The organism is Microbacterium sp. NPDC060117, from assembly GCF_042729315.1.
In the GTDB taxonomy this organism is placed as follows: domain Bacteria; phylum Actinomycetota; class Actinomycetes; order Actinomycetales; family Microbacteriaceae; genus Microbacterium.
Map to the genome: position 1 here is coordinate 695,921 of NZ_JBHWXR010000004.1, position 14,636 is coordinate 710,556.

The 14,636-nt window shown below is 73.0% G+C and carries 7 protein-coding genes; 5 read left to right on the forward strand and 2 right to left on the reverse strand.

Annotated features, from left to right (window positions below; all coding sequences use genetic code 11):
* Window positions 1–138 precede the first annotated feature (138 nt).
* Both ACFWCK_RS18910 and ACFWCK_RS18915 read left to right on the forward strand, forming a co-directional pair.
* Window positions 139–3,363: an ATP-dependent helicase gene (locus ACFWCK_RS18910; RefSeq protein WP_378807312.1), complete on the forward strand. Its 3,225-nt coding sequence runs from the start codon at window positions 139–141 to the stop codon at window positions 3,361–3,363.
* Complete coding sequence (locus ACFWCK_RS18915; protein WP_378807313.1) at window positions 3,327–6,935, forward strand: UvrD-helicase domain-containing protein; 3,609 nt, start codon at window positions 3,327–3,329, stop codon at window positions 6,933–6,935. The genes ACFWCK_RS18910 and ACFWCK_RS18915 overlap by 37 nt, the downstream gene beginning before the upstream one ends.
* Here the strand turns inward: ACFWCK_RS18915 and ACFWCK_RS18920 are convergent.
* Window positions 6,881–8,332 carry a phosphotransferase gene (locus ACFWCK_RS18920; protein ID WP_378807314.1) on the reverse strand — a complete coding sequence of 484 codons (1,452 nt, stop codon included), beginning with the start codon at window positions 8,330–8,332 and terminating at the stop codon, window positions 6,881–6,883. The genes ACFWCK_RS18915 and ACFWCK_RS18920 overlap by 55 nt on opposite strands.
* A 68-nt stretch (window positions 8,333–8,400) precedes the next feature.
* Here ACFWCK_RS18920 and nudC point away from each other — a divergent pair, with 68 nt between their 5' ends.
* Both nudC and ACFWCK_RS18930 read left to right on the forward strand, forming a co-directional pair.
* Window positions 8,401–9,369 carry an NAD(+) diphosphatase gene (gene nudC, locus ACFWCK_RS18925; protein ID WP_378807315.1) on the forward strand — a complete coding sequence of 323 codons (969 nt, stop codon included), beginning with the start codon at window positions 8,401–8,403 and terminating at the stop codon, window positions 9,367–9,369.
* A complete protein-coding gene (locus ACFWCK_RS18930) occupies window positions 9,366–11,093 on the forward strand; it encodes an ATP-dependent helicase (protein ID WP_233311948.1) in 1,728 nt (575 codons plus the stop codon). The genes nudC and ACFWCK_RS18930 overlap by 4 nt, the downstream gene beginning before the upstream one ends.
* Before the next feature lie 756 nt (window positions 11,094–11,849).
* On the opposite strand, the gene ACFWCK_RS18935 is transcribed toward ACFWCK_RS18930, so the two are convergent.
* Complete coding sequence (locus ACFWCK_RS18935; RefSeq protein ID WP_378807316.1) at window positions 11,850–13,295, reverse strand: zinc-dependent metalloprotease; 1,446 nt, start codon at window positions 13,293–13,295, stop codon at window positions 11,850–11,852.
* A gap of 205 nt (window positions 13,296–13,500) precedes the next feature.
* Here ACFWCK_RS18935 and ACFWCK_RS18940 point away from each other — a divergent pair, with 205 nt between their 5' ends.
* The gene (locus ACFWCK_RS18940) at window positions 13,501–14,598 is read left to right on the forward strand and encodes a PDZ domain-containing protein (protein WP_374107835.1); all 1,098 of its coding nucleotides are present in this window, start codon (window positions 13,501–13,503) and stop codon (window positions 14,596–14,598) included.
* Window positions 14,599–14,636: the final 38 nt, after the last annotated feature.

The following is a 14,636-nucleotide window of genomic DNA, read 5'->3' on the forward strand; positions in this document are numbered from 1 at the left end:
AAAGGTCGATGTCCCGTCACTCTATCGCGGGGCGAGCGGGCGGGACCGCGTGCCGGGCGGTGTTCGCCGAGGGCGATTGCCCGGTGTCGCGGAGCAGCCCGGGGACGCGATGTCCGCCGCGGCCGATAGCGTGGGAGCATGCCTGCACAGCCTGCTCCGACGCCCGCGCAGGCGGCCGTGATCGGCGCCCCTGCGACGGCGGTCGGCACGGTGATCGGTGCGCCGGGAACGGGCAAGACGCACGCGCTGGTGGAGCGGGTCGCCGCTCTCATCGACGCCGGTCTCGCTCCGGAGCAGGTGCTCGCCCTGACTCCGAACAGGCAGGCGGCCACGGCCCTGCGCGACCGGATCGGCGTGCGCGTGCGCGTCGCGACGCCGGGCCCCCTCGCCCGGTCGCTGGGCTCGTTCGCGTTCCAGCTCGTCCGCGGCACCATGGTGCATGCCGGGCAGGAACCGCCGGCGCTGCTCACGGGTGCCGACCAGGATCGCATCATCGCGGATCTGCTCTCCGGCGATGCGGAGGACGAGGTCGACGGGCTCCGCAGCCGCTGGCCGGACAACCTGGCCGCCACGGTGCGCTCGTCGAGGGCGTTCCGCTCCGAGCTGCGCGCCTTCCTCGCGGAGTGCACGGAGCTCGGCGTCACGCCGGCTGAGCTGGGACGGTCGGAGCGCCCGGCCTGGCGCGCCGTCGGATCCTTCGCGCAGTCCTACCGGAGGGTGCTGGACCGTGCGCGCGCCGCGCACCGCGATGCCGCCGATCTGCTCGCGGAGGCGGCCGCGATCCTGCGCACCGCGCCACCCGAGATGCTGGGCCCGCTCGGCGGGCTGCGCGTCGTGCTCATCGACGATGCGCAGGAGCTCACCGCGGGCGGGGTGGCACTGGTCGAAGCCCTGCGCGAGCGCGGCATCGCGGTGCTCGCATTCGGGGATCCGGACATCTCGTCGGGTGCGTTCCGCGGCGCCGGTCCCGAGTTGTTCGCGCGACTCGCCGCGATGCTCGGCGACGTGCACGTGCTCGACGCGGCGCATCGGCAGGATCCGCCGCTCACCGCGCTCACCCGCACCGTGGTGCAGACGATCGGCGCCTCGGGGCGGGTCGAGCACCGTCGGGCGCCGGGCACGACCGAAGCCGGCGAGGCCGGGGAAGCCGTGCAGGCGTTCGTCGCTCCCTCGCCGCACGAGGAGCACGACCTCATCGCGCGCACGCTGCGGGAATGGCACCTGCTGCGAGGCATCGGGTGGGAGCGCATGGCGGTGATCGCCCACGACACCCGCCAGGTCGCCGCGCTGGAGGCCGAGCTCGCCGCCCGGGAGGTGCCCACGCGCGCGGCCGGCGTTCAGCGCCCGCTGGGCACCGAGACGACGGTGCGCGACATCGTCGGGATCGTGCGGCTCGCGCTCACCGAGCCGACGGAGCGCGACCCGCAGCTGCTCGCCGAGGCGCTGCGCACGCCGTTCGGAGGACTGGACGGCGTGGGGCTGCGTCGGCTGCGCGCGCGACTGCGTCATCTCGAGCTGGAGGCCGGCGGATCCGCCCCGGCCCGGCTGCTGCTGCGCGACGGGCTCGCGGAGCCCGCGCGGTTCGCCCGGATCGACACCGCGGAGGCCCGCACCGCGGATCGGTTCGGCACCGTGCTGCACGAGGTGCGCGAGGCCCGGCTGCGCGGGGAGACGATCCACGAGCTGCTCTGGCGCGTATGGGACTCCTCGCGCGCCGCCGACGGACGCCGCCTCGCGCTCGCCTGGCAGGAGACCGCGGGCTCTCCCTCCGGCGCCGAGACCGCGCGCGCCCTGGACGCGCTGGTCGCGCTGTTCGACGCGGCCAAGCGCTCGGTCGAACGCGCACCGGAGAAGGGACCGGAGGCGTTCATCCACGACATCCTCGACAGCGAAGTGCCCGAGGACTCCCTCTCCGCGCCGGAACGCCCTGCCACGGTCACCCTGATGACGCCGGCCACCGCCCTCGGCACGGAGTTCGACGCTGTCGTGATCGCCGGCCTGCAGGACGGGGTGTGGCCGAACGTCCGGCTGCGCGGCGGACTGCTCGAGACCTGGCGGCTCGGTGAGGCGGTCGCCGCCGCCCGCTCCGGCGAGCCGGAGCACGAGCACTCCACGCTCGACCGACGTCGCGCGGCGCTGCACGACGAGCTGCGTCTCTTCGTACGGGCGCTCTCCCGAGCGCGCCACCGGCTCCTCGTGACCGCGGTCGACGACGACGACCAGAGTCCGAGTGCGTTCTTCGGATTCCTGCCGGATCCGCTCCCCGCGCAGGAGCGGCACGCCCATCCGCTGACGCTGCGGGGCCTCGTCGCCAAGCACCGCCGAGTGCTCACGACCTCGCCGGACCCGGCCGCGCGGTCCGAGGCGGCCGCGCAGCTGCGACTGCTGGCCGAAGCGGAGGTACCCGGGGCGGATCCCGAGGAGTGGTTCGGTGTGCGAGGACCGTCCGACGACCGGCCACTGCGGGATCTCGAGACCGGATCCGTGCCGGTCTCGCCCTCGCGGCTCGAGGCGTTCGAGGAGTGCGGGGTGAACTGGGCGGTGGCAGCGCTCGGCGGTGACACCGTGGCTCCGCCCTCGGCGGGGATCGGCACGATCGTGCACGCCGCGATGGAGCACGTGCCCGATGGCGACCTCGAGGCCATGCGACGCATCCTCGAGGAGCGCTGGGGCGAGCTCGACTTCGAGACGCCGTGGATCGACGCGAAGGAGCGCCGCAGGGCGGATCTGTACCTGCAGCGCCTGCACGACTATCTGGCCGAGGTGCAGCGTGAGGGCGGCCGCGTGGTCGCCTCCGAGGGCGGATTCCGCTTCGCCGTCGATCTCGCCGCCGAGCCGTCCGCGCATCCCGTCGACCCCGAGAAGCCGTCGCAGCAGGCGGTCGTCAGCGGCTACATCGATCGTGTGGAGGCGTATCCGGCGGGTTCCGGCGAGCACGAGGCCGCGCGCGGACGCACATGGAACACGATGGCGGACGGCGCCGGAGGAGAGCGCGTGGTGGTCGTGGATCTGAAGACCGGCAAGTACGAGCCTGGCACCGAGGCGCTCGTGACCGAGCACGCCCAACTGGCCGCGTATCAGCTCGCGGTCGAGCAGGGGCAGGTCGAGGACGCCGACCCCGCGGCGCTCGCCGGTGCGCGCCTCGTGCTCGTCGCCCAGACCATCGGGCAGAGCCCCTATCGCGTCGCGCACCAGCATCGGCTGGGCGACGAGGCGCGCACCGCGTTCCTGGCGCGCGTCGCCGAGGCCGGCCGCGGCATGGCCGCGTCCAGCTTCACGGCGCAGGTCGAGGCGCACTGCGCGGACACGCAGGTGCGGATCAGCCCGTGCCGCATCCACACGATCCCGGCGGTGAGCGCGTGAGCGGCGCGGGCGCGCCGGGCGTGGTGGGCGTGGTGGGCACCCCCCTGCTGGACGGCGCCGTCGAGGGCGGCTGGGGCCCGGGACACGGCATCGCCGCCACCGACATCTCCGCGGCCCTCGGGCTGCCCACGCCCACCCTGGCGCAGCAGCGCGTGATCGAGGCGCCGCCGGCGCCGGCGCTCGTCGTGGCCGGCGCCGGCAGCGGCAAGACCGAGACCATGTCGGGCCGCGTGGTCTGGCTCGTCGCGAACGGTCACGTCGAAAGAGACGAGATCCTCGGGCTCACCTTCACCCGCAAGGCCGCCGGCGAGCTCGCCGAGCGGATCGCGCTGCGCCTCGATCGCATCGACGAGTACGGACGCAGGGGCCTGCTGCCGCATCTTGCGGAGATCGTGCGCACCGGCGCGCTCGACCGGGTGGGGGCGGCGACCGGTCCCGCGCAGCGCGCCGCCGTGCAGCGCGAGGTGCTGGACGAACTCGCCGTGCGGTTCGACACCGGGTGGGATCCGACGGCCCCCCGCGCTGCGGAGGATCTCATCATCCGGCCCCGCGTGTCGACCTACAACGCATTCGCGGACGGCATCGTGCGCGAGCACGCCGCGCACATCGGCCGCGACCCCGATGCGGCGATGCTCAGTCAGTCCGCGTCATGGCTCATCGCCCGCGCGGTCGTGCTGCGCGCGGAGCTGGACGGCCTCGACGAGGTGGACCGCTCGCTGAACGGGGTGATCGATGCCGTGCAGCGTCTCGCGGGCGATGTGCTCGACCATCGGGTCGACCTGGACGCGATGGTCCGCATCGCCGTCTCGTGTGCCTCCGACTTCGAGCCGTTCCGCGGCAACGCCGACGTGGCCAAGGCGGTGGACAACCTCCGCACGATGCCGATCCTCGCGGATCTGGTGCGCGAGTACATCGCGGAGAAGGGGCGACGCGGCGTGCTCGACTTCGCCGACCAGGTCGGCGGCGCGTTCGACATCGTGCAGGCGTCGCCCGAGGTGCGTGCCGAGCTGCGCGCGCAGCACCGCGTCGTGCTGCTGGACGAGTATCAGGACACGTCCGTGATCCAGACCCGGTTCCTCGCCGCGCTGTTCCGGGACGGAGCCGTGATGGCGGTCGGCGACCCGCACCAGTCCATCTACGGGTGGCGCGGCGCGAGCGCCGACAACCTCTACGCCTTCGGGCGGACGTTCGCCGAAGAGCGGAGCGCCGAGACCTACAGCCTGATGACGAGCTGGCGCAATGACGAGCGGATCCTCGATGTCGCCAATCGCCTGCTGCTTCCGCTCCAGCGTCCGGGCCTGGACGTCCCGGCCCTCGAACCGCGTCCCGGATCCGGCGTCGGCCGGGTGCAGGTGCAGTACGGCGAGACCGCGGACGACGAGGCCGAGGCGGTGGCGACGTGGTTCGCGGAGCGCCGCGCCGCGCACGACGAGGCAGCCGGAGCGGGCTCGTCCGACCATCGCCCGCACACGGGAGCGATCCTGTTCCGGTCCAAGCGGCACATGCAGACCTTCGCGGGCGCCCTCGCGGCACAGGGCATCCCGCACCGGATCCTCGGCCTCGGCGGGCTGCTGGCGACGCCCGAGGTGGTCGACGTGGTCTCGGCGCTGCGGGTGGTCCACGACCCGACCGCGGGCTCCGCGCTGATCCGGCTGCTGGTCGGTCCTCGTTTCGCGATCGGCGTCGCGGACATGGCGGCGCTGTACGACCTGGCGCGTGAACTCGCGGTGCGGGACGGCGCGCTCGCCCCGCTGACGGACGAGCTGAAGCAGCGCCTGCGCTCGTCGCGCGGCGCCGACGAGGCGGTGTCGATCGTCGACGCGGTCGATTTCGTGCGCACCGCGCGCGACGACTACCGGCTGCTCGAGCGGATCAGCCCCACGGGGCGTGCGAGGCTGCGCGCGGCGGGGGAGACCCTGGAGCGCCTGCGCCGGGCGGCCGGTCAGCCGATCCTCGAACTCATCCGCACGATCGAGTCGGAGCTGCGCCTGGACATCGAGCTCGCCGTGAACGAGACGCGCGGTCCGGCCAGGGTCGCCGCCACCCAGCTGCGGGCCTTCGGCGACGAGGTGCGCGCGTTCCTCGTCGCCGACGACCGCGGCACGATCTCGAGCCTGCTCGCCTGGCTCGACAAGGCCGAGATGACGGACGAGCTCATGCCGCGCACGGAGCCGCCCGAGCCGGGCGTGGTGCAGCTGCTCACGATCCACGGCTCGAAGGGGCTGGAGTGGGACGCGGTCGCCGTGGTCCGGCTCGTGGAGGACGAGCTGCCAGGACGCATCGCCGATGCGCAGGGCTGGTTCGGCTTCGGCGTCGTGCCGTTCGCGCTGCGCGGGGACAGCGACGCGCTGCCGCGGTTCGCGTGGGATCCGCAGTCCGCCAGGGACGCGGCCGGAGACGACCCCCGCAAGCGGGAGAAGGCCGCACTGGACTCGCTGGCGGCGGGCGTCACCAAGGCCTACCCGCACGGCGGCGCGCTGCGACGGTTCAAGGATGCCTATCGCGACTACCAGCGCGCCGAGGAACGACGGCTGGCGTACGTCGCGGTCACCCGGGCGCGCACCGACCTTCTGATGACCGGTTCGCACTGGTCCGGGCAGAAGAACATGCGCAAGCCCAGCCCGTATCTGCTCGAGGCGATCGAGGAGCTCGGACTCGACCCGCTGCCCGGCCCCCAGTCCGAGGACAACCCGTACGAGGGTGCGGCGCGGACGAGCACCTGGCCGATGGATCCGCTCGGCGGGCGCCGGGAGCGCGTCGCGGGTGCCGCCGAGGAGGTGCGCCGGGCCATGGCGGATCCGAACGCACCGGCGCCGAGCGAGGAGCTCTCCCGGCTGCTCGCCGAGCGGGCGGCGCGGCAGCGCGGCGTGGTCGCGGACGCGCCCACGCGCGTGCCGGCCTCGCGCTTCAAGGACTACGTCACCGACTACGGCGGCACGGTCCGCACGATCGCCCGTCCCATGCCGGAGCGCCCGTACCGGCAGACCCGCCTCGGCACGCTCTTCCATGCCTGGGTCGAGCACCGCTCCGGCGCGGTGGGCGTCGGCACGTCGCTGGACGATGCGCTGTGGGACCTCGACGATGATCAGCTCTCCCTCGCCGGGGACGGCGCAGGCGCGTCCGAGGGCGACGCCGGGGACGAGATCGCCCGCGCCGATGCCGAGGACCTGGCGCGCCTCCGGGAGATCTTCGAGCGCAGCGAGTGGGCGCCCCTCCGCCCGATCGCCGTGGAGACCGAGATCGACTTCGCTCTGCCCGTCGGCGAGGGCGAACCGGCGCGCATCGTGATCTGCAAGCTCGATGCCGTCTACCGGCGCGAGGATCGGGGCGGGCGGATCGAGATCGTCGACTGGAAGACCGGCAGGCCCCCGGCGTCAGCCGCCGAGCGCGAGGAGCGCATGCTGCAGCTCGCGCTGTACCGTCTCGCCTACCACCGCCGATTCGGCGTGCCGCTGGAGGAGATCGACGTGGCGCTGTTCTACGTCGCCGACGACCTCGTGCTGCGGGGGGACACCGTCTACTCGGAGGAGGCGCTGGTCCAGCGCTGGAAGGCGGCCCGCGCCGCGCGGTGAGCCTCCGCGACGTCGGAGTCGGAGCCTGCGATGCCGCCCTCGCTCGGCAGCAGAGTGCCGGGCCGTTCCCGGCGATCGTCGTCGTCCCCGTCCGCGGATTCCCGCGAGGCGGTGCCGGTGGGTGCGAGCGACGCGCGCAGATCCCCGAGATCCTCGGTCGCGTTCGGATCCAGGTCCTCGATCGGGCCCGTCGCGGTCAGATCCTCCCCGGGCGTGCCGTCCGTCGTGGCGTCATCGGGTTCGATGTCCTTCTCGGCCGCCCCGGAGGTGCCGTCGGCCTCGTCCTCCTCGGCTCGTGCGGCTCCGCGCGGACCGAAGGCGGAGGTGTCGTCCATCGAGATCCCGGCGAACGCTCTCGCATCGTAGGTGTCGGTCTGCATGGAGGTGTCGATGCGGGTCGCGCCGGTGGCGGGCACCCGGTCGAGAGCCGACATCGCCTCGTCCACACCGGCGCCGGCGCCCGCGCGCGGGGCGAGGTCGTCATGGATCCCCTCCGCGAGGGCATCCAGGAGCTGTGCGGCGTCGTCGACGATGTCGGTGCGATGCGTGTCATGCCCGTGCAGGAGCCAGCGCGCGAGCTCGAGCTCGGCGAGCAGCCTGGCGCGCGTGGCGAGACCCGCATCGGGAGCGCGCAGCGTCGCGGACGCATAGGCGTCCAGCACGTCGGAGCGTGCGTCGGCGGCGAGGGTCAGCCAGGCGAGATCCACGGCGGGGTCGCCGATGGACAGCGCATGCCACCCGACGATCCCGGTGACCCTGGGACCGCGCTCGTCGTCGTCCGCGAACACGAACGATTCCGCATGTGCGCCGCCCAGGGTCACGGCGGACTCGAATCGCCACAGGTCGTCGGCGTCGACCGCCTCGCGCCAGCGCACGGTCAGACGTGCCGAGACGCGGCCGGTGGCCGCGGCGCGATCGATGAGCAGGCGCACCTCTTCGCGCGCCTCGGCGGCTGTCCGCTCCGCGAGTCCCGCGCTGCGGACGACGGACGCGGGCAGGGCGTGCACGCCCGCGATGGCCTTGCCGATCGCGACAGCGGCGCCGGGTCCGGGGGGCACGTCGGCCGCGTCGATCTGGAAGCCGGGCAGCAGCGTCGTGACCAGTGCACGTGTCTCCCCGACACGCCCGTCGCCGAGGTGCTCGGGGGCGGCGAAGCGCAGCATCGACCGTGCGCCTGCGGTGAGGGCGCGCAGCGCCAGGCTCTCCTTGGCGAGTTCGGAGGCGGTCTCGTCGTCGTTGGAGGCGCGGATCACCACCTCCGTGCCGTCGGCGAGCGTCGCCACGGCCGAATCGAAACGGCCGTCGCCGCCGGAGGACAGGGCGCGCGCGCCGACGACATCGGCTCCGGGCACCGCCGCAGTGACGGCCGCGGCTAGAGTGAAGGGTGAGCGAGCCATGTCACCAGGGTAGGTCGAGCCTCGTCCGCACAGGGCCCGCCACGCCTGTGAGAAGGGGAGTCGAGACCGTGCCGGAGACCGTCCCCGAACCGAACGCCGACGCCGAACCGCACGTCGGAGGAGTAGCCGGGGAGGGCGCAGCGCTCGACAGAGGCGCCCCCGAGGGTGCGGCGCTCGATAGAGCGGCGGAGTGGCGCGACGACCCGCGGACGATCGACCGGCTGCGCGCCGACGCGCGCACCGGGGTCCTGGTCGTGCGCGAGCGCCGCGTTCCCCTGGGGGATGGCCTCATCGTCCTCTCCGCGAATGACCCCGTCCTCGCCCGCACCCGGGACTGGGCGCTCCTGGGACGACGTGCCGACGGATCCGGCCTGCTCCTCGCGGTGCAGGATCCGGAGGACGACACCGATGCGGAGGCATCCTGGGCGCCGCGCTGGAGCGACCTGCGCGAAGCGCTTCCCGAAGTGGACGCCGCCGACGGCGAGCTGATCGTCGCCGCGATCGCCCTGGCCGGGTGGCTGCGCGATGCCGGATTCTGTCCGGCCTGCGGAAGCGCCGCCGAGCTGCGGCAGAGCGGCTGGTCCCGGCACTGCCCCTCGTGCGGGCGCGAGCATTTTCCGCGCACCGACCCCGCGGTGATCGTGGCCGTGCAGAGCGCCGACGGCGAACGGCTTCTGCTCGGCGCCAACGCGCAGTGGAAGGGACGCTTCTACTCCTGCTTCGCGGGCTTCGTCGAGGCGGGGGAGTCGCTCGAGACCACGGTGCACCGCGAGCTGTTCGAGGAGGCGGGCGTGCGCGTGCGCGATGTGGCGTACTTCTCCTCCCAGCCCTGGCCTTTCCCTCGCTCGCTCATGGTCGGCTTCCACGCCACCGCCGTCGACGAGGAGGACGTGCAGGGGGACGGCGAGGAGATCATCGACGTGCGCTGGCTCACCCGCGCCGAGGTCGCATCCGCTCTGGACGGGAACGGTCCCGTGGGGCTGCCCGGCGCGGCCTCGATCGCGCACCGTCTCATCGTCGACTGGCTCCGGCGGTGAGCGCCCTCGACGGCCTCGACGAACGTCAGCGCGAGGCCGCCTCGGTGCTGCGCGGCCCGGTTGCGGTCCTCGCGGGTGCGGGCACCGGCAAGACCCGCGTGATCACGCATCGCATCGCGCACGGTGTCGAGACCGGCGCCTACACGCCGTCGCGCGTCATGGCCGTGACGTTCACCGCGAAAGCGGCGGGGGAGCTGCGCGGTCGGCTGCGGGCGCTCAGCGTGCAGGGCGTCGCCGCGCGCACCTTCCACGCCGCGGCCCTGTCGCAGCTCGGCTTCTTCTGGCCGCAGCTGGCCGGCGTCCCGGCCCCCGCGATCGTGGACAACAAGGTGCGCCTGCTCGCCCAGGCCGCGGACATGCTGCGCCTGCGACCCGACACCGCCACGCTGCGCGATCTTGCATCGGCGATCGAGTGGCGCAAGGTCTCCATGCTGTCCATCGAGGAGGCGGCGCAGCGCGGACGGTCCGTCGGACGGTTCGACGAGAACCAGGTGGCCGAGCTCTCCCGCGCCTACGAGACGCTCAAGGACGACCGGCATCAGCTCGACTTCGAGGACGTGCTGCTCGCATGCGCGGGCATGCTCGAGGCCGAACCCCGGGTCGCCGCCGCGGTGCACGAGCAGTACCGGCACTTCACCGTCGACGAGTTCCAGGACGTCTCGCCGCTGCAGCACCGACTTCTCGAACTGTGGGTCGGCGACCGCGGGGACCTGTGCGTGGTCGGCGACGCGTCGCAGACCATCTACTCGTTCGCGGGCGCCGACCAGCACTACCTGCTCGACTTCGAGCGCCGCCACGTCGATGCCACCGTGGTGCGGCTGGAGACGAACTACCGTTCCGCAGCAGGAGTGCTCGGCGTCGCGAACGCGCTCATGAAGGGGCGTCCCGGGGCGCTCGAGCTCGTGCCGGCCGCAGCCCCGGCGTCTGCCGATCCTCCGGCCATCAGCGTTCCGGATCCGGTCGTGGTCGCGTTCGACGACGATGCCGAGGAGGCCCGCGGCGTCGCCTCGGCGATCGCCGCGCGCATCGCCGACGGCGTCCCGCCCGAGGAGATCGCGGTGCTCTACCGTGCCCACTCGCAGTCCGGGGCGCTGCTGCAAGCGCTCGCCGCGGCCGGGGTCGCCGCCACGGTGCTGGGCGGGAAGCGCTTCTTCGACCTGCCCGAGGTGCGCCAGGCCGTGCAGGCCCTGCGCGCCGCCGCTGTCGCGCCGCAGCAGCACTCGTTCCTCGGGGCCGTGCGCGATGTGCTGCGCGGTCTCGGCTACACCGACGATCCGCCCGAGGCCGGCGGAGCACTGCGCGATGCCTGGGAGGCCCGCCGCGCCGTGCTGCGCCTCGCTGAGGACGCTCCGACCGGCACCACCATGCGGGGCTTCGCCGACGATCTCTTCGCCCGGGCGAAGGATCAGCACGAGCCCGTGCTGCGGACGGTGACCCTGTCGACACTGCACGCCGCGAAGGGCCTGGAATGGCCGCACGTGTATCTCGTGGGCTGCTCGGAGGGACTGCTGCCGATCTCCTACGCGACGGGCTTCGACGCGATCGACGAGGAGCGCAGGCTCGCGTACGTCGGGGTCACGCGGGCCGCGCGAGCGCTGACGATGACCTGGTCGAGGGACGCTGATCGTGCGGGCCGGCGGCCGTCGCGCTTCCTTGCGGAGATCGGCAGAGGCAGTCTGCGTGAAATTCCGCCGTCCGCGATGATCGGCGCCCGTCGCGGGTGATCCGGATCTGCCGACCCGAGCCGTCCCGCACCGCCTCGGCCCTGGTGCGGAGCAGATCCGCGATCGCCTCCGCGGCGGTCGCGATCGCGCCGAGCGCGACCCGGCCCGGATCCCGCTCGAGCAGCTGGACATGCAGTGCCGCCCAGGCCGGATCCCGCTCGCGGTCGTGCGAGTCGCGGCAGGACAGACACGGCGTCCGCCCCGGCAGCACGAGAGGCCCGACCGTCGATCCTCCCGCGTCGAAGGCCAGCGGCAGATGCGGCCGGTCCTCGGCCAGCAGCGCCGCGACGTCCCTTGCGGGCACCGCGCCGTGCCGGACGACCACCGTCACCGACTCCGCGTCATCCACGACATCGACGCCGGCATCTGCGAGCGCCTCCTCGAAGCGCAGCAGAGTGCGGGCGCCGACAACCGGAGAAGGCATCAGTCGCACCGCGGAGCGGGGGACGACCTCCATGAGCACCGGATCCAACTGAGCGCGCAGTCTGCGGGCGGCGGGCAACGGGGCCCCGACCCCGTGGGCGACGACCTCGAAGGCGCGAGCGGGGATCCCGTGTGCGAGCTCCTGCAGCATGCGGGGGATCCAGGGCGCGTCCACGGGCAGCGTCAGCGCCTGGTCGACGCCGAGCTGCACGGTGTCGGCGTCGCGCCACAGCACCGGGTGCGCGGGATCGAGTCGGATCGTGGACATGCCCCGATCATGACCGGATCCGCGCCCCGAGCGGGAGCGCGATGCGGAATCGGTGGAGAACTCGGTCAGACCGGCTTCTCGCCGGACCCGTCGCCGGATCCGCCGGCCTCGCCCGTGCCGCCGTCGTCCGGACCTTCGTCGGCGGAACCTTCCGCAGCAGGACCTTCCTCCGCAGGACCGTCCGCGTCGGCCGGCCCGCCGAAGTCGTCGCCGCTGAGCAGCCGCTCGAGGGCCTCGTCCATCTCGTCGGGCGCAGGCTGCTCACCGCGGGCACGCGCCTGCAGCCGCGCGACGAGCGCGGCCGGGTCGTCGATGTCGGAGGCGTCCGGCATCAGGTCGGCGTAGTCCCACAGGGCATCGCGGGCCTCCACGCCGACCGCCTCGGTGACGGCGCGCCACATCGCGGCGGCCTCGCGCAGCCGGCGCGGGCGGATCTTCAACCCGACCAGGGCACCCAGCGCGTCCTCGGCGGGCCCCCCTGCGGCACGGCGGCGACGCGCCGCCTCGGCGATCCGCACGCTGTCGGGCAGCCGTGAGGTGGCCTGCGTGGTGACCACGTCGACCCATCCGTCGATCGTCGCGATGAGGTTCTCCAGGCGCTCCAGCGCCTCGCGCTGCACGTCCGAGAGCTCGGGCAGGAGGGCGCCGCCCTCGATCGCCTCGCGGAGCTCCTCGGGGTTCGACGGATCCAGCCGGCCCGCGACGTCCTCGAGCTTGTCGACGTCGACCGTCACGCCCTTCGCGAACTCGGTGATCTGGGTCATCACGTGCAGATGCAGCCAGCGCGCGTGCCGGTACAGCCGTGCGTACGCGATCTCCCGGGCTGCCAGGTACAGGGCGATCTGGTCCTCGGGGATCTCGAGCCCTTCGCCGAACGCGGCGAGGTTCTGCGGGATGACGGCCGCGGTGCCGGCCGGCAGCACGGGGATGCCCACATCGCCGCCGGAGACCACCTCGAGCGAGAGGTTGCCGAGCACATGGCCGAACTGCATCGCGAACACCGAGCTGCCGATTCCGCGCATCAGGCGCCCGGCGCCCTGCACCATGCCCTGCATGTCCTCGGGAGTCTGCCCTTCGAGGGCGCTCATCAGTGCGTCGGCGATGCTCGTGGACACAGGGGCGGCGACCTCCTTCCACACCGGCAGGGTCTGCTCGACCCACTCGCCGCGTGTGAGCGCCCGCGGGGCGGAGCCGAGCTCGGAGATCGTCGTCGCCTCGCCCACCCAGAGATCCGCGAGGGCGAAGGCGTCGGCGATGGACGAGCGGGAGCCCGCGTCGATGCCCTGTCCGTCGCGGTTGGCGATGTGCAGGGCCTGGCGCAGCGTGGTCTCCCACGGGTCGCTGCTCATGGCGTTCTGCATCTGCTGCATCATCTGCTGCATCATGGCGGGGTCGAGGTTCAGCCCCTCCATGCCCTGCAGGGCACTCAGATCGAAGCCCTCCGCCGATCCGCCGAGCATGCGGCGCAGCATCTCCATGAAGTCGTCGGGGTTCGGGTCGTTCTCAGCCATCGGAAGCCCTCTCAGCACGTGTATAGCCCGTGCTGACTACGCTAGTTGCACCACCACAGGATGCGCCGGGAACGGACCGCTCCGCTGTACGCCGCTCGCGAACGAGCATCCGATACCCCGGCCTGGAGGCCCTGTGACGATCAGTCCCGCGTCGAGCGGTCCCGAGCAGACCGGACCGGAAGAGTCCGACGCGGTCGCGATCCGCGTGGCGCGGCGCGCATCCCGGGGTACCAGGATCGGGCTGATCGCGTTCATCGCGTCACTCGTCGCGCTGCTCGTGCTGACCTTCCTCCCGCTGCCCTACGTGATCGAGCAGCCGGGACCCGTCTTCAACACGCTCGGCGAGGTCAAGGACGCGAAGGGCAAGGCCGTGCCGCTGATCTCGGTCACGGGCGCCGAGACCCACCCGACCAAGGGCGCGCTGGATCTCACCACGGTGCAGGTCGTGGGCAATCGAGAGAACCCGCCGTCCTGGATGCAGCTCGTGCTCGCCTGGTTCGATCCCTCCAAGGCCGTCGTGCCGGTCGATTCGGTGTTCCCGCAGGGTGTCACCACGACGCAGCGCGACCAGGCGAACCAGCTGATGATGGTCGACTCCCAGCAGGAGGCGACCGCCGCAGCCCTCCGCGAGCTCGGTCATGACGTGCCGGTCACGATCCAGGTGGCGTCCGTCACCGCCGACGGCGCCGCGCACGGGATCCTCGAGGCCGGCGACACCGTGATCGCGGTGAACGGGGCGAACCCCGCGGACACGGACGCGATGCGCGCCGAGATCCAGCAGTCCGGCGGCTCCCCGATCGCGCTGACGATCGAGCGCGACGGCACGCAGCAGGACGTCTCGATCACCCCGAAGAAGCAGACCGACAACGGGACCGCTCGCTGGCTGCTCGGCATCACGCTGCAGCAGAAGTATCACTTCCCGATCGACGTGAAGCTGCAGCTGGACAATGTGGGAGGCCCGAGCGCCGGCATGATGTTCGCGCTGGGGATCATCGACACGCTCACCCCGGGCGCCCTCAACGGCGGCAAGCAGGTCGCCGGCACCGGCACCATCACCGGCGACGGCACGGTCGGCCCGATCGGCGGCATCCGGCAGAAGCTGTACGGCGCCCGCGCGGCGGGCGCGGACTACTTCCTCGCGCCGGGATCCAACTGCGACGAGGTGTACGGACACGTCCCGTCCGGGCTCACGGTGGTCCGCACCGACAACCTGAAGCAGTCGCTGGATGCGCTGAAGGTCATCGCCGATGGGGGAGACGTCGCGGCGCTGCCCACCTGCACCGCCGGGGACGTGAAGAAGTAGCGAGCGCGTTCGCGACGGGCGAAGCCGGTACGCGCACG